General features: G+C 38.9%; 19 protein-coding genes, 1 pseudogene and 1 riboswitch. Of the genes and pseudogenes, 11 read left to right on the top strand and 9 right to left on the bottom strand.

Annotated elements, in window-relative coordinates; all coding sequences use genetic code 11:
• Positions 1-38 precede the first annotated feature (38 nt).
• Genes yidA through SCSH_RS03815 form a run of 3 tightly spaced genes read left to right on the top strand, consistent with a single transcriptional unit; the run spans position 39 to position 3,294 of the window.
• The gene (gene yidA, locus SCSH_RS03825) at positions 39-848 is read left to right on the top strand and encodes a sugar-phosphatase (RefSeq protein WP_057490573.1); all 810 of its coding nucleotides are present in this window, start codon (positions 39-41) and stop codon (positions 846-848) included.
• Positions 848-2,062, top strand: a complete 1,215-nt coding sequence (locus tag SCSH_RS03820) for an aminoacyltransferase (RefSeq protein WP_057490572.1) — start codon at positions 848-850, stop codon at positions 2,060-2,062. Before yidA ends, SCSH_RS03820 begins: the two co-directional genes overlap by 1 nt.
• Positions 2,062-3,294 carry an aminoacyltransferase gene (locus SCSH_RS03815; protein WP_057490571.1) on the top strand — a complete coding sequence of 411 codons (1,233 nt, stop codon included), beginning with the start codon at positions 2,062-2,064 and terminating at the stop codon, positions 3,292-3,294. The genes SCSH_RS03820 and SCSH_RS03815 overlap by 1 nt, the downstream gene beginning before the upstream one ends.
• Before the next feature lie 482 nt (positions 3,295-3,776).
• Here the strand turns inward: SCSH_RS03815 and tpiA are convergent, their stop codons facing one another.
• The 6 genes from tpiA to SCSH_RS03785 form a co-directional block, all read right to left on the bottom strand.
• Complete coding sequence (gene tpiA, locus SCSH_RS03810; RefSeq protein ID WP_057490570.1) at positions 3,777-4,535, bottom strand: triose-phosphate isomerase; 759 nt, start codon at positions 4,533-4,535, stop codon at positions 3,777-3,779.
• Between the two features lie 217 nt (positions 4,536-4,752).
• On the bottom strand, positions 4,753-5,949 hold the full coding sequence (gene tuf / locus SCSH_RS03805; protein ID WP_057490569.1) for an elongation factor Tu: 1,197 nt from the start codon (positions 5,947-5,949) through the stop codon (positions 4,753-4,755).
• Positions 5,950-6,562: 613 nt separating this feature from the next.
• Positions 6,563-7,846 carry a cell division peptidoglycan polymerase FtsW gene (ftsW, locus tag SCSH_RS03800; protein ID WP_057490568.1) on the bottom strand — a complete coding sequence of 428 codons (1,284 nt, stop codon included), beginning with the start codon at positions 7,844-7,846 and terminating at the stop codon, positions 6,563-6,565.
• A 274-nt stretch (positions 7,847-8,120) separates the two neighbouring features.
• A complete protein-coding gene (ppc, locus tag SCSH_RS03795) occupies positions 8,121-10,856 on the bottom strand; it encodes a phosphoenolpyruvate carboxylase (RefSeq protein WP_057490567.1) in 2,736 nt (911 codons plus the stop codon).
• A 654-nt stretch (positions 10,857-11,510) separates the two neighbouring features.
• Positions 11,511-11,891 (bottom strand): DUF4430 domain-containing protein, encoded by a 381-nt coding sequence (locus SCSH_RS03790; RefSeq protein WP_057490566.1) that lies wholly within the window; start codon positions 11,889-11,891, stop codon positions 11,511-11,513.
• The gene (locus SCSH_RS03785; protein WP_057490604.1) at positions 11,875-12,390 is read right to left on the bottom strand and encodes a hypothetical protein; all 516 of its coding nucleotides are present in this window, start codon (positions 12,388-12,390) and stop codon (positions 11,875-11,877) included. The genes SCSH_RS03790 and SCSH_RS03785 overlap by 17 nt, the downstream gene beginning before the upstream one ends.
• 257 nt (positions 12,391-12,647) lie before the next feature.
• Between SCSH_RS03785 and SCSH_RS03780 the strand changes: the two genes are divergently transcribed.
• The 7 genes and pseudogenes from SCSH_RS03780 to SCSH_RS03755 all read left to right on the top strand — a co-directional run bounded on the left by SCSH_RS03780 (position 12,648) and on the right by SCSH_RS03755 (position 17,189).
• Positions 12,648-13,493: a glycoside hydrolase family 25 protein gene (locus tag SCSH_RS03780; protein ID WP_057490565.1), complete on the top strand. Its 846-nt coding sequence runs from the start codon at positions 12,648-12,650 to the stop codon at positions 13,491-13,493.
• A 41-nt stretch (positions 13,494-13,534) separates the two neighbouring features.
• Positions 13,535-13,633: riboswitch (TPP riboswitch) on the top strand.
• Between the two features lie 39 nt (positions 13,634-13,672).
• A complete protein-coding gene (gene thiT / locus SCSH_RS03775) occupies positions 13,673-14,239 on the top strand; it encodes an energy-coupled thiamine transporter ThiT (RefSeq protein WP_057490564.1) in 567 nt (188 codons plus the stop codon).
• Between the two features lie 143 nt (positions 14,240-14,382).
• On the top strand, positions 14,383-15,366 hold the full coding sequence (locus tag SCSH_RS03770; protein ID WP_057490563.1) for a peptidoglycan recognition protein family protein: 984 nt from the start codon (positions 14,383-14,385) through the stop codon (positions 15,364-15,366).
• A 55-nt stretch (positions 15,367-15,421) separates the two neighbouring features.
• A pseudogene (locus SCSH_RS11360) lies at positions 15,422-15,633 on the top strand (DUF368 domain-containing protein); the annotation flags it as partial.
• Positions 15,634-15,685: 52 nt separating this feature from the next.
• A complete protein-coding gene (locus tag SCSH_RS03765; protein WP_057490562.1) occupies positions 15,686-16,159 on the top strand; it encodes a YbaK/EbsC family protein in 474 nt (157 codons plus the stop codon).
• A gap of 2 nt (positions 16,160-16,161) precedes the next feature.
• Positions 16,162-16,524, top strand: coding sequence for a YccF domain-containing protein (locus SCSH_RS03760; RefSeq protein WP_057490561.1), 363 nt, complete (start codon positions 16,162-16,164; stop codon positions 16,522-16,524).
• A gap of 20 nt (positions 16,525-16,544) precedes the next feature.
• On the top strand, positions 16,545-17,189 hold the full coding sequence (locus SCSH_RS03755) for a histidine phosphatase family protein (RefSeq protein WP_057490560.1): 645 nt from the start codon (positions 16,545-16,547) through the stop codon (positions 17,187-17,189).
• A 98-nt stretch (positions 17,190-17,287) separates the two neighbouring features.
• Here the strand turns inward: SCSH_RS03755 and SCSH_RS03750 are convergent, their stop codons facing one another.
• From SCSH_RS03750 to SCSH_RS03740, 3 genes are all read right to left on the bottom strand, one after another.
• On the bottom strand, positions 17,288-18,190 hold the full coding sequence (locus SCSH_RS03750; RefSeq protein ID WP_057490559.1) for an HAD family hydrolase: 903 nt from the start codon (positions 18,188-18,190) through the stop codon (positions 17,288-17,290).
• Positions 18,191-18,391: 201 nt separating this feature from the next.
• Positions 18,392-18,874, bottom strand: coding sequence for a hypothetical protein (locus SCSH_RS03745; protein WP_057490558.1), 483 nt, complete (start codon positions 18,872-18,874; stop codon positions 18,392-18,394).
• An 18-nt stretch (positions 18,875-18,892) separates the two neighbouring features.
• A complete protein-coding gene (locus SCSH_RS03740) occupies positions 18,893-20,110 on the bottom strand; it encodes a LysM peptidoglycan-binding domain-containing protein (protein WP_057490557.1) in 1,218 nt (405 codons plus the stop codon).
• A gap of 280 nt (positions 20,111-20,390) precedes the next feature.
• Between SCSH_RS03740 and lysS the strand changes: the two genes are divergently transcribed.
• Positions 20,391-21,881, top strand: a complete 1,491-nt coding sequence (gene lysS, locus SCSH_RS03735; protein ID WP_057490556.1) for a lysine--tRNA ligase — start codon at positions 20,391-20,393, stop codon at positions 21,879-21,881.
• The last annotated feature ends 42 nt before the right edge of the window (positions 21,882-21,923 follow it).

Below are 21,923 nucleotides of genomic sequence, written 5' to 3'. Positions count from 1 at the left end.
AGTCTGTAGAAATTTGTATTTAGAAATTAGGAAAAATAATGTCTATTAAATTAGTTGCTGTTGATATTGACGGTACATTGCTTAATAACAAACGCGAAATAACACCAGAAGTTTTTTCAGCTATCCAAGATGCCAAAAAAGCAGGCGTGAAGGTTGTTATTGCAACCGGTAGGCCCATTGCAGGAGTCACAGATCTTTTAAATGAACTAAATCTCAGAAACAAGGGAGACTATGTGATTACCTTCAACGGTGGTTTGGTGCAAGACACTGCTACTGGTGAAGACATGGTCAAGGAAACGCTGACTTATGAAGACTACCTTGACATTGAACTGCTCAGCCGTAAGTTAGGTGTGCATATGCATGCCATTACTAAAGAAGGCATTTATACAGCTAATCGAAATATCGGCAAGTACACCGTTCATGAAGCCACTCTTGTCAATATGCCAGTTTATTATCGTACTCCTGAAGAGATGGCAGACAAAGAAATTGTTAAAATCATGATGATTGATGAGCCTGAAGTTTTAGCCGCAGCCATTGCCAAGATTCCGGCCAGCTTTTACCAGCATTATACCATCGTTAAATCACGTCCTTTTTACTTAGAAATTATGAATAAGAAAGTCAGCAAGGGAACTGCTGTCAATCAATTAGCACAAAAACTGGGACTCAGCAAAGATGAGACCATGGCAATCGGTGATGAAGAAAATGACCGCCCTATGCTTGAAGCTGTTGGCAACCCTGTTGTTATGGAAAACGGTATTCCCGAACTCAAAAAAATAGCTAAATATATCACCAAATCAAACGAAGAAAGCGGCGTTGCCTACGCCCTTAGAGAGTGGGTTTTAAACTAATGTACACTTATAAAATCGGTATTTCAGCTAAAGAACATGATCGTTTTGTTGAAGAAAGCCAACAGGCCAATCTCCTGCAAAGCTCTAGTTGGGCACATGTAAAAGACAACTGGAAAAGTGAGCGCATTGGCTTTTACAAGGACGAAGAGCTGTTGGCTGTGGCTGCTGTCCTGATTAAACCTCTACCTTTGGGGATGTCCATGCTCTACATTCCTCGCGGTCCGATTATGGATTATCAGGATAGTGCACTACTGACTTTTGTATTGAACTCTCTTAAAAAATATGCTAAGACCAAACATGCACTCTTCATCAAATTTGATCCTTTCATTTTACTCAACCATCATCAAGTTGATGAGGAGGCAATTACCAATCCCAAAGCTCAGGAAATCATTAGTAACTTGCAAAAACTGGGCTGTGAATGGTTAGGACAGACAGCTGACATGGGTGAAACCATTCAGCCACGTTTTCAGGCTAATATTTATGCTAAAGATTTTTCTGAAGCCAACCTATCCAAAAAAATCCGCCAATCTATCCGCACAGCTAAAAATAAGGGCGTTCGCGTTCAATTCGGTGATTACGACCTTTTAGAAGATTTTGCCTTTCTTATGAAAAAGACCGAGGATCGCAAAAGCATTTATCTCAGAGGAATTGATTACTACAAAAAACTTCTGGATACCTATCCCGAGCAGTCTTATATTACTTTGGCAACACTCAATTTAAAAGAGCGCCTAAAAGAACTAGAAGCCCAAAAGGAAAAGGCTGAACAGACCTTGGCTAATTATGGTGATAAGGTTAAGCCTGGCAAAATTGATAATACGAAAAAAGAAATTGAGCGTCTATCAGATGAAATGACTTTCTTAAAAGAGCATTTAGACGCGGGCAAGGAAGTCGTTCCGCTGTCTGGTACCCTGTCCCTTGAATTCGGAGGGACTTCAGAAAACGTTTATGCTGGTATGGATGAGAGTTTTCGCCGTTACCAGGCAGCCATCTACACATGGTTTGCAACAGCTGACCACGCCTTTGAAAGAGGCAATAAGTGGCAGAATATGGGCGGTATTGAAAACGACCTCTCCGGCGGACTCTACAATTTCAAGTCTAAATTTAAACCTGAAATTGAAGAATTTATCGGCGAATTTAACCTTCCTGTCAGTCCGATCTATAAACTAGCCAACATTGCTTATACACTACGCAAAAAACGAAGGAGCAAGCACTGATGTCTTTACAAAGCATCTCAAAAAATGATTTTGCAGACCATATTCAGCAAGCCCATCAAAAATCTTTCATGCAAACTTTAGAAATGGCAGAGCTTCTTTCAAAAAGAGGTTTTGATATTGATTATATCGCATGGAAAGAGCAAGAAGAAATTGAAATTTCAGCTATTTTATACAGCATGCCGATGACCGGCGGCCGTCATTTTGAAATTAACTGCGGTCCTGTCATTACTAAGCCTGATCACCTGAGTGATTTTTATCGAGAACTTAAAAACTATGTTAAAGAAAAGGGAGCTTTGGAACTCCTTGTCAAACCGTATGATACCTATCAGCATTTTGACAGCAATGGACAGCCTTTAGGAGCCGAAAAAAAAGAGCTTATCACACAGTTAACAGAGCTTGGATATCATTTTGATGGCCTTCAAACCGGCTATCCCGGCGGTGAACCTGACTGGCATTACGTCAAAGATTTATCAGACACAAGTGAGCAGACCCTCCTCAAATCCTTTAGCAAAAAGGGCCGTCCTTTGGTTAAAAAGGCTAAGACCTTTGGTACCAAACTTCGAAAATTAAAACGTGACGAACTGCATCTATTTAAGGAAATTACCTCTGCTACTTCTAACCGCCGTGAATATACAGACAAAGATTTAAGCTACTATCAAGACTTCTACGATAGCTTTGGAGACCAAGCTGAGTTCATGGTAGCCAGCCTTAATTTTCAAGATTATTTTGATCACCTGCAAACAGATCAAAGTAAATTGGGAGCAAAAATTGCTAAGCTTCAGGCTAACCTTGAAAAAAATCCTCATTCTGAGAAAAAACAAAATCAGTTGCGTGAGCTGTCCAGTCAATTTGATACCTTCACAATCCGCAAGCAAGAAGCTCAGGAACTCCTTGAAAAGTATGGCAGTCAGGATGTTATCTTAGCTGGCAGCCTTTTTGTCTATACACCTCAAGAAGCTGTCTATCTCTTTTCAGGATCTTATCCGGAATTTAATAAATTCTACGCTCCTGCTCTCCTGCAGGAACATGTCATGTTGGAAGCTATTAAACGCGGTATAACATTCTATAATCTCTTAGGTATTATGGGAATTTTTGACGGTTCTGACGGCGTCTTGCGCTTCAAGCAAAACTTTAACGGTGCCATTGTCCGCAAAATGGGAACCTTCCGCTACTATCCAAAACCGTTGAAATACAAGTTTTTAAATACCCTTAAAAAAATTCTAAGACGCTAGCCTGTTTGCGCTAAGCAACCTGGCGCCCTGATTAAGGGCGCCAGGTTGTAGACAAACTCTATAGTTAGCATTTCACAAGCACACATATCTTAGGATATCAATTCACAATCTATAAGAAAAATAGGCGAATTGAACGAGCCTGGCCTAGATACTTTCCGCTGTAGCAAAAACGCCAGAAATCACTTATTTCTGGCGTTCGGAGATTTTGAGACCTGAGCTCAAAATCTAAGTATGAAATTCCAAAGGAAGTTGCTACCGTCCGTGCTACCTAAGGAAAGTATCATAACACAATAATTCTTTTGATAAAAATTGACTTTTTCTTTAGTTTTCAGCGCCCTTAATCAGGGCGCTTGCGCTTTCTTTTTCCTGCAAAAAAACACTGCTGATACAATCAACAGTGTTTTTAATATGAAAGGAACTTCCTGCCGTTTTAAAAACTAGCATGCAGAAAGAAAATTATCCTCTTTGATTAGCTGCTTAGCTTATTTGACAAAATCAAGAAGGGCAAGGAAGCTATCAGCTTGCAGTGAAGCACCGCCAACAAGAGCACCGTCAACGTTTTCTTTTGCCATGTATTCTGCAACATTTTCAGGTTTTACAGAACCGCCATATTGGATACGAACAGCCTCAGCTACTTCTTTGCCGTAAAGTTTTTCGACAGTTGCGCGAACAACACCGCAGATTTCATCAGCAATGTTAGCATCAGCTGATTTACCGGTACCGATAGCCCAGATTGGCTCATAAGCAATAACCAAGTTAGATACTTGTTCAGCACTCAAGCCTTTAAGGTCAGCAGTGATTTGTCCTTCAATCCACTCAGCAGTTTTTCCTGCTTCATAAGTTTCAAGAGACTCACCACAGCAAAGAATTGGTGTCATATTGTGTTTGAAAATAGCATGAGCTTTTTTATTGATTTCTTCGTCTGTTTCATGGAAGTAATCACGGCGTTCTGAGTGACCGATGATAACATAGTCAACACCTAAAGCTTCAAGAGCAGCTGGACTTGTTTCACCAGTGAAAGCACCGAAATCTTCCCAGTAGCAGTTTTGAGCAGCTACTTGCAATTCAGTATCTTTAACACCCTTTTTCATGCCTTCAAGGAACAAAGCAGGTGATCCGACAACAGTGTCAACAAGCTCATTTGAAGGAATGCTGTTTTTTACGGCATCAATGAATTCGCGAGCTTCAGCCGCTGTTTTGTTCATTTTCCAGTTTCCAGCAATAATTGGTTTACGTGACATTTCACATACCTCTTCTATTTTTATTTACATTGTTTATTTTACCACAAATTCAAGGTGATTGAAAGATTAAGAAATTATTTTATGAAAGTCTTCACAATAAAATTGTTAAAATACAGCTGCCTTGGCAAGAGCAGCAAAAAAGAGCCTCTTACGAGACTCTTTTACAAGATAAGTTGTCTGACTTAAATTGTTATCTGGGAAAACTTAATTGTTTTGATTAAGCTTCGATTTCTGAAACGATACCTGAACCAACAGTACGTCCACCTTCACGGATAGAGAAAGTAGTACCTTGTTCAACAGCGATTGGGTGGATCAATTCAACGTCGATAGTAACGTTATCACCAGGCATAACCATTTCAGTACCTGCTGGCAATTCGATTGAACCAGTTACGTCAGTTGTACGGAAGTAGAACTGTGGACGGTAGTTGTTGAAGAATGGAGTGTGACGTCCACCTTCTTCTTTAGTAAGAACGTAAACTTCACCTTTGAATTTAGTATGCGGATGAATTGAACCTGGTTTAGCAAGAACTTGACCACGTTCGATTTCATCACGTTGGATACCACGAAGAAGCACACCAACGTTGTCACCAGCAAGACCTTCATCAAGCTGTTTACGGAACATTTCAACACCAGTAACAACAGCTTTTTGAATTTCGTCACGAATACCAACGATTTCAACTTCGTCGTTAACTTTAACAGTACCACGGTCGATACGTCCTGATGCAACAGTACCACGTCCAGTGATTGAGAACACGTCTTCGACTGGAAGAAGCAATGGTTTGTCAGTATCACGTTCTGGATCTGGAATGTATTCATCAACAGTATCCATAAGCTTCATGATAACATCTTCTTGTTCAGTATCACCTTCAAGAGCTTTAAGAGCTGAACCTTGGATAACTGGAATGTCATCACCTGGGAAATCGTATTCTGAAAGAAGGTCACGAATTTCCATTTCAACCAATTCAAGCAATTCTTCATCATCAACCAAGTCAACTTTGTTCATGAAGACGATAAGGTATTTAACACCAACTTGACGTGAAAGCAAGATGTGTTCACGAGTTTGTGGCATTGGTCCGTCAGTTGAAGCTACTACAAGGATAGCTCCGTCCATTTGAGCGGCACCAGTGATCATGTTTTTAACGTAGTCCGCGTGTCCTGGAGCGTCGATGTGAGCATAGTGACGTTTTTCAGTTTCGTACTCAACGTGTGCAGTGTTGATTGTGATACCGCGTTCGCGTTCTTCTGGAGCAGCATCGATTGATGAGTAATCTTTAGGTTGATTTACTGCGCTAGGAAGACGGCGTGCAAGAACTGTTGTGATTGCAGCTGTCAAAGTAGTTTTACCATGGTCAACGTGTCCGATTGTACCGATGTTAACGTGTGGTTTACTACGATCGTATTTTTCTTTTGCCATTTAGGAAAAGCCTCCAATAAAATATATTTTATAGATAGACGGTAGGCAATACAGTCTAACTTTACCTTATTATTTTAACAAATTACACTAAAAATGCAAGCATTTTATATGTATGTCGCTATCTTTTTTTCTAAGAAACCGTAAAATCGCTATTAATAAAATTAACTCAGACTGAAGAAAAAGTCAATTTTTATCAAAAGAACTATTGTGTTATGATACTTTCCTTAGGTAGCGCGGACGGTAGCAACTTCCTTTGGAATTTCATACCTAGATTTTGAGCCCAAGTCTCAAAATCTCCGAACGCCAGAAATCACTCATTTCTGGCGTTTTTGCTACAGCGGAAAGTATCTGGGTCAGGCTCGTTCAATTCGCCTATTTTTCTTATAGATTGTGAATTGATACTATCCTAAGATGTGTGTGCTTGTGAAATACTAACTATAGAGTTTGTCTATAACCTGAACTAAATCTTCTTTTAATGTTTTAATCGTTTGCTTTGCGGATATAAAGCGCTAAAAAAGCAGACCGCCTCTATTTAATTATGAAAAGATAATAAAAGGACTGAATCCCGATAAAACAAGATTCAATCCTTGATATATATTATTGCTTGATTTTTTCACTCGCTGTAGAGCTCTTCATAAATTTCTTCCTGAGAGGCTACAAAGACATCATTGTCATCGCGCTGCGCTTCTGCTACTTCGCGATAAATTTCCTCTCGTTTCTCATTGGCATCAATATTTAAAACAAAACCAATGGCTACCGAAAGAACCAAGAGACTGTTCCCGCCCTGCGATAGGAAAGGGAAAGTAACTCCAGTCGAAGGAATGAGTCCTGATATTCCGCCGATATTGACAAATACCTGCATGAGGATCATGCCGCCAACGCCCAGAGCAATCATTGAATTAAAAGGATTTTTAGCCTTAATGCCAACCAGAAGAATTCTTAAAATCAAAAAGAAAATCAAGGCCAGAATCAAACTGGCACCAATCAAGCCCAATTCTTCAATAACAATAGAAAAAACAAAGTCTGTCTGAGCTTCCGGAAGATAACCCCGCTTTTCAATTGAATTGCCTAGACCGCGTCCCAGCCAGCCGCCATTACTCATAGCATAGTATGAATTAGCCAACTGGTGCCCTGAATCTGTGACATCCTTAAATGGATTGAAAAAGGCACTGAAACGCTTAGCAACATAGCCAAAAACGGGAACTTTGCTCATAGTTTTGACACCGACCATATTGATGATTCCTAAGAAAACAGCCGATAAGGCAACTATTCCTGTCAGCAGAGCAGAAAACCAGCGATAGCCAACGCCACTGACCGAATACATAACAATTCCTGTCAAAACGATAATTGTCGCATTGCCCAAGTCAGGCTGCGCTGCCACTAAAAAGATTAAAACCAGCGAATAAAAACGCCAATCCTTTAAATCACTCAGCTGCCTCGGCCACCACTTGCGCTTGGTTAAGGCCTGATAATCATAAATTTCGACAACCTGCTGCCGTCTGGCAAAGGTAAAGGCCAAAAACCAAACCATGATGATTTTTAAATATTCCGCTGGCTGAAAGCTAATCGGTCCAAGGACAATCCATCCGTGCGCCCCGTTAACCTCCTGAGTCCAAAAGCGGGCAATGATTAGCAGTACAATTTCTATCATCATTGCAATGGTCAAAACGCCGCTGTTTTTCAAGAAATTTAATTTCAGCCGATAAATAAAAAGAATGGCAAACAAGCTGATAATCCAAAAAACACCTTGGTTTATAACTGAGCGAAAAGGATTTAAGCCATTCTGAATTAAATTGGCACTGGTAGTTGAATAAACAATAATTAACCCTAGGACTGATAAAATCAGATAGGGTAATAATATTGAATAATTCAGCAGGTGCCGCTTATCAATTTTCATAAGTTGTCCTCAATTATCCTTACAATTCTAACATTAGCATTATACCATCTTTTAAGTTTAAAACAAAGAAAAGAGAGTGGAGACACACACCAAAATATTGGAGAACTGTAAACTCACACTCTTTTCTTTAAAACTGCTCTTTTGACAATTCTAGCGTGTTATGGTCTTAGACCGTATAAAAGCAGCAAAAACTGCGTCTTTACCCTGATAGCCCTACTATCCTTGATATCTTCAGCTCATTAGCATCAAATATTTGCACTAATAGGCCTTTATTTTAACCAGAATTGCGCAGACCTGTAGCAACACCGTTAATCGTGATATGAATCAGATTCTCCAAATTTTCACCCAACTCACCACGGCGCTGACGTTTAATCAATTCAATCTGAATATAATTTAAAACATTGAAATAAGGAAGACGGTAGTCAAGGCTGGCTTGCAGATAATTATTATCTTCTAAAAGACGCTCATGATTTTCAATAGCCAAAATGATGTTCTTTGTCAGTTGCCACTCGTCCAAAATGATATTAAAGACCTCTTTGGTTTTCTCATCCTGACACAGTTTAGCATATTCAAAAGCGATATTCATATTTGATTTTGATAAAACCATATCAACATTAGACAAAAGAGAATGGAAGAAAGGCCAAGATTGATACATTTCTTGAAGTTTGGCCAGATTCTTTTCATCTTTATCAATGAAATGCTTAAAAGCTGAGCCTACACCGTACCAGCCAGGAAGCATGATTCGGTTTTGCGACCATGAAAATACCCAAGGAATGGCACGCAGACCGCTGATTTCAGTAATAGTTTTACGGGCTGCTGGACGCGAACCAATATTCAAGCTGGAAATTTCCCGAATCGGACTAGCAGCAAAGAAATAATCATAGAAATGCTTATTGCCAAAAACAAGGTCACGATAAACAGCATTACTGTCTGCTACGACCTCATCCATAATCAGACGGTAACCAACCAAATTTTCGGCGTCAACGATTCTTCTGGTTACCATACGGTCTAAGGTAGCTGAAACCAGCATTTCCAGATTATAATAGGCGACATCCTTATTACCATATTTATTGCCGATGACTTCACCTTGTTCTGTCAAACGAATGCGGTCTTTAATAGAGCCGAAAGGCTGAGAAGTGATAGCTTCATAAGACGGACCGCCTCCGCGGCCGACTGTTCCTCCACGGCCATGGAAGAAGGTAATTTTCACACCCTTGTCCAGACCGATTTCTGTCAATTCATTCTGTGCCTTATACAGCGTCCAGCCAGAAGACAGGTAACCACCATCTTTGTTAGAATCAGAATAGCCAAGCATGATTTCTTGATAACCTTTATTAGCAGCAATCCATTTCTTAACAATGTCATAATCAAGGTATTGCTTCATAATTTCTCTAGAATTATCCAAGTCCTCAATCGTTTCAAAGAGAGGAACAATCTGCACACGTGCTTTTTCTGTATCAACAAGACCGACTTCTTTAAGCATAACTGCTAATTCAAACATATCAGAAATGCTTTCTGTATGTGAAATGATGTGCTGTTTAATAACATCTTCCCCAAGGGCATCTTTTAGCTGTCTGGCTGTTTTAAAGATAGCCAATTCTTTCTGAAGGAGTTCAGATTTTTCAACATGGGTAGCTGAAAGAATTCGAGGATCTTCTAATAACTGATGCAGCAGGACCTGACACTTTTCTTCTTCAGACAGGCTGCTGTAATTTGGCACGATATTAGCTGAAGCCAAGAGTTCTGTCACACAGGCCTCGTGAACACTGGAATCCTGGCGCATATCTATAGAAGCTAAAAAGAAACCAAAAACATCAACTGCCTGAAGCACTTCGGTCAAATCACCAGTAATCAAAGCAGAGTCATTATTTTCTAAAAGGGAATCTTTAATGAGTTCTAAATCATTTCGAAATTCCTGAGCTGTTTGATAAGGAAGAATGCCTTGTTCTTCGGCGGATTCTGGATCAGCTGGAGCTTTCGCAAAGTCTCCTCTTTTCAGATAAGCCAAGGTTTCCTGTAATCTTGACTGAATATAATGGAAAGCTTTACGGTAAGGTTCTTTTTCGCGGTAAATTGACACATCCGTCGAGCGAGCTGCCATCTCTTTTACCGCTTCACTGATTGTGGATAGGCTGGTAGACAGAGAAAAGGTTCGGTATAAATCTGAGAGCTTGCCGATATAATAGTTCAAAATAACTTCACTCTGAACAAGGGCAGATATTTTCAAAGTTTCAGCTGTTACATAAGGATTGCCATCACGGTCACCGCCAATCCACATTCCCATAGTGATTGGCTTAGCATTTTCTACATCAATGCCCTTTTGCTGAGCCAAGTGCTTGTACTGGGTGCTGAGTTTGGTAACAGCCTTAATCAGAGAGGAATTGTAATACTCCATGACATTAGTAATTTCATTTGTCACTTTGAGCTTTTTCTCACGAATGATATCCGTCTGCATAATAAGCTCAACATAACGGCGCATATCATCGTTCCACTTTTCTTTATTAATAGATCCAGTCTTGATATCACGGTACTTGCGCAAAAGTTCATGAATACGACTAGTCAGATCCAACATGGTTTTACGCTGCACCTGAGTTGGATGGGCTGTTAAAACCGGCACAACATTGACCTTCTCTAAAATTTCCTGGGCATTGTCCTGTCCAGCAACCAAATCAATCGTTGCTGATATCTTACCAAGATAATCAATGGCATTATTGTTTTGATAGTTGATCTCATAAGCCAAGTTAACATCCTCAGAGATGTTAATCAAAAGCGGCAAAATGGCAAAATAGCGTGAAACAACTACCATCTCATCATTATTCAGCTGCTTAATTTCTTGCTCCAAGTCTTGATGTTTTTCTTCAACAGACAGTTTTTTTAAGAGATTGATCTTGTTAAAACTATCCTGCCCAATCATTTTCTTAGTAACATCATCCAACAATTCAGTAAGAACGCCAATCTCTTCAGCGATGGCCTCTTTATCATTTCTACTCTCTAATTTACTGACGGTCACGAAAAGCAATTCCCTTCTTTATTGATATTTTCTATCATATCACTTTTAGGAAAAAAGTAAATAAAATCTTCAGTATTAGTGCGCTTTCATAAGGAAAAAGAGCAAGACAAGGATCCGTTTTCCTTAGAAAAGGTCAGGTTGTAGACAAACTCTATAGTTAGCATTTCACAAGCACACACATCTTAGGATAGTATCAATTCACAATCTATAAGAAAAAAGGCGAATTGAACGAGCCTGGCCCAGATACTTTCCGCTGTAGCAAAAACGCCAGAAATGAGTGATTTCTGGCGTAATGAATCGATTTTTAATCTTTAAAGCCGCAGACTTGCAGCCTTGTTTTTAAAATAGGTGACAAACAGACGGATTACTTAGTTTCAGACTATAGACAAACTCCCAAAATCAACAAAAATTATCTTGTGGAATTTTCGAAAAACACAGTTAGTGATTATTGTTTTGTAAGCTAAGCTAGCATAACCCTGATATTTCCGCCGTGATGAAAGTGCTAGAAATGCCTATGTTACAATATTTCTAGCACTCGGAAATTTTGAGACTCCCGGCTCAAAATTTAGGCATTGGAATCCCGCAGGGAGTCGCTGCTGTCCGCCATCACCTAAGGAAATATCAAAAAAGACTTTTTCTTCAAACTAGGATTACTTAGTTTTTGTCCTTATAAACTTTTTGATAAAACTCAATTTTGTCCCCGTCTTTGACTTTCATCTTATCAGCAGCTTTGGGAGCCAGCTTATCATTAACATCAAACATCCAGTATCTCCCAGCTTTTTCATCCTGTTTTAAACCATCAATGGCAGTGATGAAGCCATTTTTTTCTTTAACCTTGTAGTTAGCTTTCAGCACATCCATAACAGTAGCCCCTTTTTTAAAGGAAACTTTTTCATCGGTTTTATCTGAGCCAGTCTTGACAATTAATCTTACATGCCTTTCTTCAGCTAGTTTTGTCTTCTTATCAGTCTTGCTGCAGGCTGCCAAGAGAAAAACAGTGGCTGTTATCAGTAAAAGTTTACATAATTTTTTCATTAGATACTAATCTCCTAAAAATTGATAAAATAATGGGATAAAAGAATACTGTCGAAACAGCATGCATCATATTAAAGCTCATGCCTGCCAGTACATATGCTAGCAGCGGAGCAGAAAACAACAAGGCTGAATAAGTGTCAATAACAAGACCGTAGACAATGCCCATTAGACCTGCAAAAAGTGCCTGAATAAGAACTTCGTTTATTTTACCAAATCGTAAAGACCTTGTCATGGGGTAAAAAAGAAATTTCCACAAAAAAAGAACACTGCCAAAACTAATAATCTGACCTAAAACCCAAGGCCCAAACCCCAGTAAAAAACTAGTAACCAGCATCGTTGCAAACATGATCAGAAAACTTTCCCAAAAGCCGTAAAAAACGGCACATACTAAAAAAATGGCAGTTATGGGCTGAATATTAGGTAAAGCAGCAAAAACCATTCGCAAAACAATCGCTAATGCTGACAAAATAGCAACACGGCTAATTTTTTTAAGCGGCATAGTATCCTCAGACTTGATCAATATTATTTTACAAGTTCTAATTTAGCTTATTGTCCTTCTTCTTGTCAAGATATTCTTTGGTATGATACAAAACTGCTCTTGCTGCTTAGCTAAAGCCGACTAGGCGGCAGATGCTGATTAAAACACTGAACAAAAATTGATGTTTCTCATTCTATCACTTGCTTATCTAGTTATGTAAAATAGTCCGAAATAGACATATTTTGCTTTTTTCTAAACTTTACGTTAAAATAAGGGAGATGAGAAGAAGAATTAAACCTGTCTTTGTTCTGGTTTTCTTCAGCTTGTTCGGTTTATTGTTAGTTTTAGGCAATATTCGTTCCGAAAATGCACGGCAGAAAGAATTAGCTGCCGCCCGCAAATCAATTCCAGAAATTGAACAAACTGCAAAAAAAGCCAAAACAAATTCAGATGAAGACACCTTTACTCTTAATCCGATTATTGATATTTCCGGCTGGCAGCTACCCAGCGAAATCGATTATGATACCTTATCTAATAACATCTCAGGTGCTATTATCCGCGTTCAGGGAGGCTCAGGTATCGCTAAAAAAAACAATGCTGCCCACAGCTCCGGAGTTGACAAATCGTTTAAGACACATATTGAAGAATTTCAGAAACGGGGCATTCCAGTAGCAGTCTATGCTTATGTTCGCGGCTCTAACATCAAAGAAATGAAGTCTGAAGCAAAGACCTTTTATAAAAATGCTTTGCCCTATAATCCGACATTCTATTGGCTTGATGTTGAGGAAAAGACCATGTCCGATATGAATAAAGGAGTCAAGGCTTTTCGTGATGAATTAAAACGCCTTGGAGCTGAAAATATCGGCATCTACATTGGTACTTACTTTATGGAAGAGCACAGTATTTCTACCAAGGGCTTTGATGCTATTTGGATTCCTACTTACGGCACAGATTCAGGTTATTTTGAAGCAGTTCCTAAAACTAAATTAAATTACGATTTGCACCAATACACTTCTCAGGGACAAATTCAAGGTTTTAAAAATAAACTGGATCTCAATCAAATCGCTGTCAATAAAGATACCAAAGGAACCTATGAAAAATTATTCGGTCCAGTAGCTGAATAAGCTTGACAGCCTTCCTGTTCCATCATATAATGTACTTAATAAAATATCACAAGGAGTGCTTCTAGCTGAGATTGCCTTTGGCAAAATCCTATGGACCTGATCTAGTTAACACTAGCGTGGGGATGTGACTAATTTGATAATTAACACATGCAGACTCCTTGAATGAAAGGAGTCTTTTTATGACTAAAAATTCTGTCATTCTTGTTGAAGCTGCATTGGCTGCTGCTTTAGCCATGGTCCTATCACTCCTGCCCGATTTTGCCAGTTGGTTTACACCATCTTTCGGAGCGATTCCACTCATCATTTTTTCCTTGAGAAGAGGGACAAAATACGGCATTTTATCTGGGCTTCTTTGGGGCTTATTGCATTTTCTTCTGGCAAAAGTTTACTATTTGGCTCTTTCACAAGTTATCCTTGAGTACATTCTTGCCTTTCTCTGCATGGGGCTGGCTGGTCTCGTTCAAAATCCTTTTCAGCAGTCTCTTAAAAAAGGTGATAAATCTAAAGCTCTGTTCTATGCTATTATTGGAGCTTTTGCTGCTACCTTCACCAGATATGTTTGTCATTATGTCGCAGGATTTATCTTTTGGGGAAATTATGCACCAAAAGGCATGTCTCCTTTTTGGTATTCCTTTACAGTCAATGGCAGTGCAGGACTCTTTACCTTTTTAGCGGTTATCCTTGTCCTTCTTGTTTTAGTACCAAGTCAACCGCAGTTCTTTTTGCCAAAAAAGAAAAATGGCTAAAGAAGAGCAGACAAAACTTTATTAGATTTCATGAAAAAGCGGGATTAAAATTCCGTTTTTTCTTTTTTTTATTTAAAAATAAGATAGAGCTGCACCTTTTCCTGATTGCAGTTTTTTTAAAGCAATCGTGTTATTATAGTGATATGGTTAAAAAACGAAAAAGGAAAAGACAATCTTCTGCTAAAAGGCGGCGCAGACAGCAGCGTAAAAAGAAAAGACGGATGAACTATCCAGTTCTTGCAGGGCTTCTGCTTCTTCTCTTGGGATTTGCTTTTTTTATATATCAGCATCGCTTTCATGTTTCTGCTTCTTATGAGGTCAAGCAGACGGCGGTTGTTTCCACCGAGTCTTCACCAATTCTCTATCCCTATTTATTTGATTTAGCTGCAAATAGGCTGGAGCAAAATACCACTGTGCAGGTGGAGGGTTATTTTTTAACGACCTTAAAGGGCAAACAAGTTACCTTGGCTAAAATAAAATTAAAGAGACGCAGTTACTATCTTGATGCTAAAAATATTCAGCTGCAGCAAACCAATGCTGTCAATCAGTACATTGCTTCTTTAAATTATCCTCATGCTGAAATTACCCAAGCCATTGACCAACAGTTTAAACAGCAAGCTTACTTTGGAGCGTCTGCACAGCCGAGGGGGATTATCATTCATGATACTGGAAATGACCGTTCTTCTATTCAGAGCGAGGTCTCTTATATGAAGCAGAATTACAAATCAGCAGGAGTCTTTGTTCACAGTTTTGTTGACAAAGACAGCATTTTGCAAATCGCCGATGATCGCTACATGGCTCAAGGAGCTGGCCCCAAGGCTAATCCTTATTATCTACAGTTTGAAATGATACGTGAGCACAGCGGGGAAGACTTCGCTAAGCAGTTAGCAAATGCTGCTTATTATACAGCTGTCATGCTTAAAAAATACCAGCTGCCGGTTACTCTGGGACAAAAAGACGCTTCAGGGACTGTCTGGACACATCAGTTGGTGTCAGCTTATTTGGGTGGAACAGACCATCAAGATCCAGACAGCTACTGGAGAACTACTGCTGCAGATTTTTTCTCCAGCGATTATTCCGCAAAAAACTTCTTAGATTTAGTTCAAGCCTATTATAATCAGCTTTAAAGTGATATAATGAGAAGGTATATATTTTATTTGGAAGGAAATCATGATTTTCTAGATAACAAGATTAATTACAAGTGTTATCATCATTCTGAGTTTTATTTTACCTGTGTCTCAGGCAGAGTACTCGCTTCCATTTTAGAGCTGTTTTCATTTTTAGTCCATCTATCAAAAGTCTTTGTCAAAAATGTTCTCTTCTTTATTCTTGCAGGAATGGCGGTATTTTAGAATGGTTCTTTTTCTGTATCTTTAGAATATTTACTGGAACATTAGGTTGTTGTTATTTGGGCTTTCAGATGAATAAATTTGAGGAAAAATACAAATGAGTAAAAAAAAGAAATTGAAAAAAACCTTGGTTGATCAGATTTTAGATAAAGCAAAAATAGACCATGACAGCTTGGCACTCAATGCCTTAGAAGGAAATTTACCAGAGGATATTAAGAAAGACGATATTTTTAAAACTCTGGCTTTGAGGGGTGATAAAAGCGGACCTATCATAGGGATTATTCCTATTACAGAACATTTGTCCGAAAAAAAGCTGGCCAAGATATCTGGCAACAAAAAAGTTAGCATGATTCCGCAAAAGGAATTGCAAAAAACAACTGGCTACGTTCACGGTGCGAATAATCCTGTTGGCATTAGGCAAAAGCACAGCTTTCCTATTTACATTGACCACAGTGCACTCGAAAAAGGAAAAATGATTGTGTCAGCTGGTGAAGTCGGACGTTCCATCCGCATTGACAGCCAAATCTTAGCTGACTTTGTCCATGCTCAATTTGCTGATATTAAGGAGTAAAAATGAAAGTACTTGGAAATATTATTTGGTTCTTTTGCTCAGGGCTCTGGGCAGCCATTGCTTGGTATACAGTAGGATTCTTGCTTTGCATTACGGTTATTGGAATACCTTTTGGACTGCAATGTTTTAAAATCGGCTCTTTTGGTCTTTTTCCCTTTGGAAAAAATCTTGTTTTTTCCAGCCGTTTTTTCAGCTTGTTTTGGAATATCATCTGGATTTTACTGTTTGGCTGGGAACTGGCCATGCTGCATTTAGCCAGCGCTGTTCTTCTTTGCATTACTATTATTGGAATACCTTTTGCTATACAATCGGTAAAAATGGCTGGCATCAGCCTCTTTCCTTTTGGTATTGAAATAACTAATTAGACAGAAAAGAGATAGAAATCGTGAAATTATATTTTATCAGACATGGAAAAACGCAATGGAATCTAGAAGGCCGTTTCCAAGGTTCCAGCGGTGATTCGCCGCTTTTAAAGAGCTCTATTAAGGAATTGGAAGACTTAGGACGCTACTTAAAAGACATTAAATTTGACAGAGTCTATTCCAGTGATTTGAAACGAGCCAAATTAACCAGTCAAATTATCACTCGGGAAAATGCCTATCCAACAGATATTATCTACACTAAAACCCTGCGAGAATGGAATCTTGGCAGGCTGGAAGGCCAAAAAATCAGCTTGGTCAGCTCTATCTATCCCAAGCAAATGAAGGCCTTCCGTCATAATCTCGCTCAGTTTAATAATTCCATCTTTGATGCCGAATCTGTTTATGGTGTAACGCATCGCATTTCTAATTTTGTTAAGTCGCTTAAGGATATACAGGGAGAAAATATTTTATTGGTAGGCCATGGAGCCACCTTGACTGCTGCTATCCAGTATCTTTTGGGACATGAACAAGCACAGTTACGCCGCAATGGAGGCCTTGACAATGCCAGTGTTACCATTTTAGAAACAGCTGATTTTAAACAGTTCAGTCTGATTACTTGGAATGATACTTCTTATAAAAAGACTGCTCTAAAAAAGAGAGAAGCCTGATACTAGCTCAATGACATTCTTTCCTTAAAAGTTTTTCAAAACTTTCAGTAACAGTAAAAAACATTTGGAAACTAGTAGAATTTCCAAATGTTTTTTTACTATTTAGCATATTTTAAACGCAGAATTTTTTCCTGATTCTTATCCAGCCTAAGCAAAATAACAACCTTGTCAATGCTGATATTGCTTTCCAAAAGACGCTCAGCTGCCATCATAAGACCATTGTTGATTCCTAGCTGTAAAACAGGATTATTGCGGTCATTTGTATCAAAAATAAATTTATGGCTGGGCAGGTCAAACAAAACTTTTACCGCTCCATAAAGCTGCTCAAAAGAATCAATCTGCAAGTCAAAAACAGGTCTTGTCCCGGCCTTCAAACGGCGGCCTCGATGATTAAACCACATAGAATGCCAGCCGCTGTTATGCGCACCGATAATATCATTATCATAAGAATCTCCAACATACAAGGTCGTATCCGGATCCATATCGAATTGTTCAGCAGCTAAATTAAAAATTTCCTTCTGCGGTTTTTGAAAACCCGTCGCCTGACTGACCAAAACCCGTTTAGGATCAACATAATCATAAAGTCCCAGCTTTTTCACCTTTTTCAGCTGATGCTCTGTCGGACCGTTAGTGATAACACCCATGGGAATATTCTTTTCTTTCAGAAAATCCAGAGTCAGGCGCATTTCATCCAGCATGGTAATCTGATCAAGTTCCTGTTCATAAACTTCCTGAAAATGATTTCCTTCATCCTCGCTAATCTGCCGATAGCCAAACTCCAATAAAGTTTGCTCACAGCGCCAAAAGCGGAAATATTCCGTGCTCCACTCTCCAGCCATCACCCGCGGGAAACCTGTATCAGAATAGTGGCGAAAACGGATATAAGCCTGATTGATTTGAGCCATATCAAAATCAGGAAAACATTTTTCTACAGCCATCCGATAAGGCGCCTGTTGATCATAAATAGTGTCGTCAACATCAAAAACAATAGCACTAATCATAAGTCAGTCTTTCTAAATTGTAATCCTAAAAAATTATACTATTTTTTAAAGAATTTTCAAAGCTTTTCTATTATGTATTTATTTAAACAATTTGCTGCCAAATTAGTTCAAATTATCATGATAGTTTTGCCAAAAAATAAAAAAGCGGATAAAAATCAAATTTACTGTTGTAAGTCATCGATTTTTATCCTACTTTCATAATTAATCAATTTGTTCAAAGCGCATTTTTTGTTTTACCTGTCCCTGACCAGCCTCAAAAATCTGATAAGTAAAACTGCGAGAAGTGAAATGCTTGCCAAAAGCTAACACGCTGTTATATTGCCATTGAGAAAGCTGATTCCCTTCTACTTTGCCAAGTGTCAATTTGCTGCCGCTTGCTTTATATTTCCAAGCCGCCTTCTTACTTTGATCCTTATATACTTTATCAAACTCTTGGCTACTCCGAGCGGCCTTTACAGCCTCAGTCTTATTTTGTGTAACAACAGCCTTGTCGCTATTTTCCGAAAAAGCAACATACATCACACGATTATTTTCTTTTCCTTTAAGAACACTGGAATAGCGATAAGCGTGTCCTGGAATCATTTTTTCGACATGGTGACTGGCATAATAGTAAAAACTGCCGCCGCCAATGAGAAGAACGAGAAGAGCTGCGCTTAGCATTATTATTAGTCTGCGTTTTGTCATCATTTCCTCCCATTACTCTTAATAATCACTATCTGATTCTGTAGAATAATCTGGTGATTCCACATCATTTGACCTTACTTCACTTGAAGTTGTTTCTGCCTCCGTTGAAGAATATGTATCATCTTCGACCTTATCAACCGGAGCATCAACATCATCTTTGTTATCAGATTTCAGTGAGTTATCCTGGCTTGTTTCAGCCTTGTCATAAAGAGTTACATTAAAGAGAATTTTCGTTTCAGTTTCTGCACTAACTTCTAATTGAACAGCTTGTGCATCAAGCAATTTTTCCAGAAGTTGATCATCTCTTAACTGTTCATAAATCACCTTGGCTACTGCTTTAGCACCTTTTTCAGTGAGCTCTGTATTGCTCACCTGCAGCACTTGCTGTTCATTATATAAGTTTGTTGGCTCTAAATCTTCTTGCTCGTCAGTTGTGTCGGCTTTTTCTGGATCATGGGAAAGAAAGTCAATCTGATCATCTAGATTTTCTTTTACAAGCAGTTTGTTAATCTCTTTTTGAACCGTATCCTGATAGACAGTATCTTCCAGTGTTTTTTCATGAGTGCCTGCTTTAGAAGCATCTTTTTTGTCTGAAGAAGAGCTTTGAGCATTACCAGCTTTTTTCTTAGCAACCGACGAACTATCTTTAGTATCTTTAGAAGACGTTTCAGTAGTAGCAGAAGTCTTTGTTTCATCTGCAGACTTGCTGTCTTTATGATTATCAGTAGGGTAATTGTGTTCAATATGATTATCTTCATAGAAAGACGTATTATTGACAATAACAGCAAGATTATTTTCTTGGTAAAAATTATTAATAGTAACAGAGGTCTTTGCACAGTAATAGCCAGTTCCCTTATAAGTATAAGTCGAAGGCACTCTGCCATCACGCTTGAGAATAAGCACATCACCCGCATAAATCAAATCAATATTGGTAATATGGTTATCGTAGGCTAGCTTTTGAATAGAAATACCTGTTGCCTGTGAAATTCCCCAAAGAGTATCACCCCACTGGATAACATAACGTTCACCATTTAAATGGTTAACATTGATGTGTTGAGATGAGATGTTGCTGCTGATTTGTTCCGGAGTACTAGCCACCCAATTGGTGATATCAGCCCGCTGGGCGTTCGTTTGATTGGCATAAAAGTCATTAGCTGCTGCCCTTGTTTGCACTGCTATTGGCAAGATAAGAGCGCCCAGCATCATGACATTGCCAAAAAGATGTTTTTTCTTCATTGATAAACCTCCAAAAATTGCCACTATCTGTTTTTCATTTTAATCTTATTACTAATAATTAAAATGAAAAAAGCGGAAATATTAACAATAAGATTTCTATAATGTTACAATTATTTTACTTTATTATACCTCTTTAGTCCTTTTGATGTCAACTTATTTTAAGCTTACCTTTGAACATTCTTAACTTTTTATCAGCAATAAAGCATTTTTCGCAGATTTTCCTATATCACATGTTCTTATTTTATGGTAAAATAAATAGGAAAACTTTTTGGAGGAAAACATGTCAAATCAACACACAGAAGAATTAAACGACCAACAGATTGTCCGCCGTGAAAAAATGGCTGCTCTTTCTGAACAGGGAATTGATCCCTTTGGCAAACGTTTTGAGCGTACTGCTACTTCTGGTCAATTAAAAGAAAAATACGCTGACAAAACAAAAGAAGAATTGCATGACATTAACAAGACTGCTATTATTGCCGGCCGTCTCATGACCAAACGCGGCAAAGGTAAAGTTGGTTTTGCTCATCTTCAGGATCGTGAAGGTCAAATTCAGATTTATGTCCGTAAAGATACTGTCGGTGATGACAATTATCAGATTTTCAAAAAAGCTGATATTGGAGACTTTCTAGGCGTTGAGGGAGAGATTATGCGCACCGATATGGGAGAGCTCTCTATCAAGGCAACACATATCACTCATCTGTCTAAAGCACTTCGGCCCCTTCCTGAAAAATTCCATGGTTTGACTGACGTTGAAACCATTTATCGCAAACGCTACCTTGATTTGATTTCCAATCGTGAAAGTTTCGATCGCTTTATAACTCGTTCAAAAATTATTTCAGAAATCCGCCGTTATCTTGATAGCCTTGGCTTCTTAGAAGTGGAAACACCTGTTCTCCATAATGAAGCTGGCGGTGCTGCTGCTAAACCATTTACCACCCACCACAATGCTCAGGATATGGATATGGTACTTCGGATTGCTACCGAACTCCACCTCAAACGGCTGATTGTTGGCGGAATGGAACGTGTTTATGAAATCGGCCGTATTTTCCGTAATGAGGGCATGGATGCTACTCACAATCCTGAATTCACATCCATTGAAGTCTATCAAGCCTATGCTGATTTCGAAGATATTATGGATTTAACTGAGGGCATTATTCAGCATGTTGCTAAGGCCGTCAAGGGTGATGGTGCTATTGAATATCAAGGCAAGGAAATCAAAATTAATGAGCCTTTCAAACGTGCACACATCGTTGATTTAATCAAGGAAGTAACAGGTGTCGATTTCTGGCAGCCAATGACGCTGGAAGAGGCACAGGCCTTAGCTCAAGAAAAAAATGTGCCCCTTGAGAAGCACTACACTTCTGTCGGTCACATTATCAATGCCTTCTTTGAAGAATTTGTCGAAGAAACGCTTATTCAGCCGACTTTTGTCTATGGTCATCCAGTAGAGGTTTCACCTTTAGCTAAGAAAAATGCGGATGACCCACGCTTCACAGATCGTTTTGAACTCTTTATCATGTGTCATGAATACGGCAATGCCTTTACCGAGTTAAACGATCCAATTGACCAATTGGAACGCTTCAAGGCTCAAGCAGCTGCCAAAGAATTGGGAGATGATGAAGCAACAGGTATCGACTACGATTATATTGAAGCCCTCGAATACGGTATGCCGCCAACAGGCGGACTGGGCATCGGTATTGACCGTTTAGTCATGCTCTTAACAAATACAACTACTATCCGCGATGTCTTGCTATTCCCTACAATGAAATAGGTTAGACTTATTGGCAAGTAACTACTCCACAACAAGTACCTC

The organism is Streptococcus orisasini, from assembly GCF_001431045.1.
GTDB classification, from domain to species: Bacteria; Bacillota; Bacilli; order Lactobacillales; family Streptococcaceae; genus Streptococcus; species Streptococcus orisasini.
Note: the sequence above shows the minus strand (reverse complement) of the source record. Positions and strands in the feature narration are given on the sequence as shown.

What these genes read in the sequence shown, in the direction of transcription:
- yidA (WP_057490573.1), top strand. Translation starts at nt 39, where the DNA reads ATGTCTATTAAATTAGTTGCTGTTGATATTGACGGTACATTGCTTAAT.
- SCSH_RS03820 (WP_057490572.1), top strand. Translation starts at nt 848, where the DNA reads ATGTACACTTATAAAATCGGTATTTCAGCTAAAGAACATGATCGTTTT.
- SCSH_RS03815 (WP_057490571.1), top strand. Translation starts at nt 2,062, where the DNA reads ATGTCTTTACAAAGCATCTCAAAAAATGATTTTGCAGACCATATTCAG.
- tpiA (WP_057490570.1), bottom strand. Translation starts at nt 4,535, where the DNA reads ATGTCACGTAAACCAATTATTGCTGGAAACTGGAAAATGAACAAAACA.
- tuf (WP_057490569.1), bottom strand. Translation starts at nt 5,949, where the DNA reads ATGGCAAAAGAAAAATACGATCGTAGTAAACCACACGTTAACATCGGT.
- ftsW (WP_057490568.1), bottom strand. Translation starts at nt 7,846, where the DNA reads ATGAAAATTGATAAGCGGCACCTGCTGAATTATTCAATATTATTACCC.
- SCSH_RS03790 (WP_057490566.1), bottom strand. Translation starts at nt 11,891, where the DNA reads ATGAAAAAATTATGTAAACTTTTACTGATAACAGCCACTGTTTTTCTC.
- SCSH_RS03785 (WP_057490604.1), bottom strand. Translation starts at nt 12,390, where the DNA reads ATGCCGCTTAAAAAAATTAGCCGTGTTGCTATTTTGTCAGCATTAGCG.
- SCSH_RS03780 (WP_057490565.1), top strand. Translation starts at nt 12,648, where the DNA reads ATGAGAAGAAGAATTAAACCTGTCTTTGTTCTGGTTTTCTTCAGCTTG.
- thiT (WP_057490564.1), top strand. Translation starts at nt 13,673, where the DNA reads ATGACTAAAAATTCTGTCATTCTTGTTGAAGCTGCATTGGCTGCTGCT.
- SCSH_RS03770 (WP_057490563.1), top strand. Translation starts at nt 14,383, where the DNA reads ATGGTTAAAAAACGAAAAAGGAAAAGACAATCTTCTGCTAAAAGGCGG.
- SCSH_RS03765 (WP_057490562.1), top strand. Translation starts at nt 15,686, where the DNA reads ATGAGTAAAAAAAAGAAATTGAAAAAAACCTTGGTTGATCAGATTTTA.
- SCSH_RS03760 (WP_057490561.1), top strand. Translation starts at nt 16,162, where the DNA reads ATGAAAGTACTTGGAAATATTATTTGGTTCTTTTGCTCAGGGCTCTGG.
- SCSH_RS03750 (WP_057490559.1), bottom strand. Translation starts at nt 18,190, where the DNA reads ATGATTAGTGCTATTGTTTTTGATGTTGACGACACTATTTATGATCAA.
- SCSH_RS03745 (WP_057490558.1), bottom strand. Translation starts at nt 18,874, where the DNA reads ATGACAAAACGCAGACTAATAATAATGCTAAGCGCAGCTCTTCTCGTT.
- SCSH_RS03740 (WP_057490557.1), bottom strand. Translation starts at nt 20,110, where the DNA reads ATGAAGAAAAAACATCTTTTTGGCAATGTCATGATGCTGGGCGCTCTT.
- lysS (WP_057490556.1), top strand. Translation starts at nt 20,391, where the DNA reads ATGTCAAATCAACACACAGAAGAATTAAACGACCAACAGATTGTCCGC.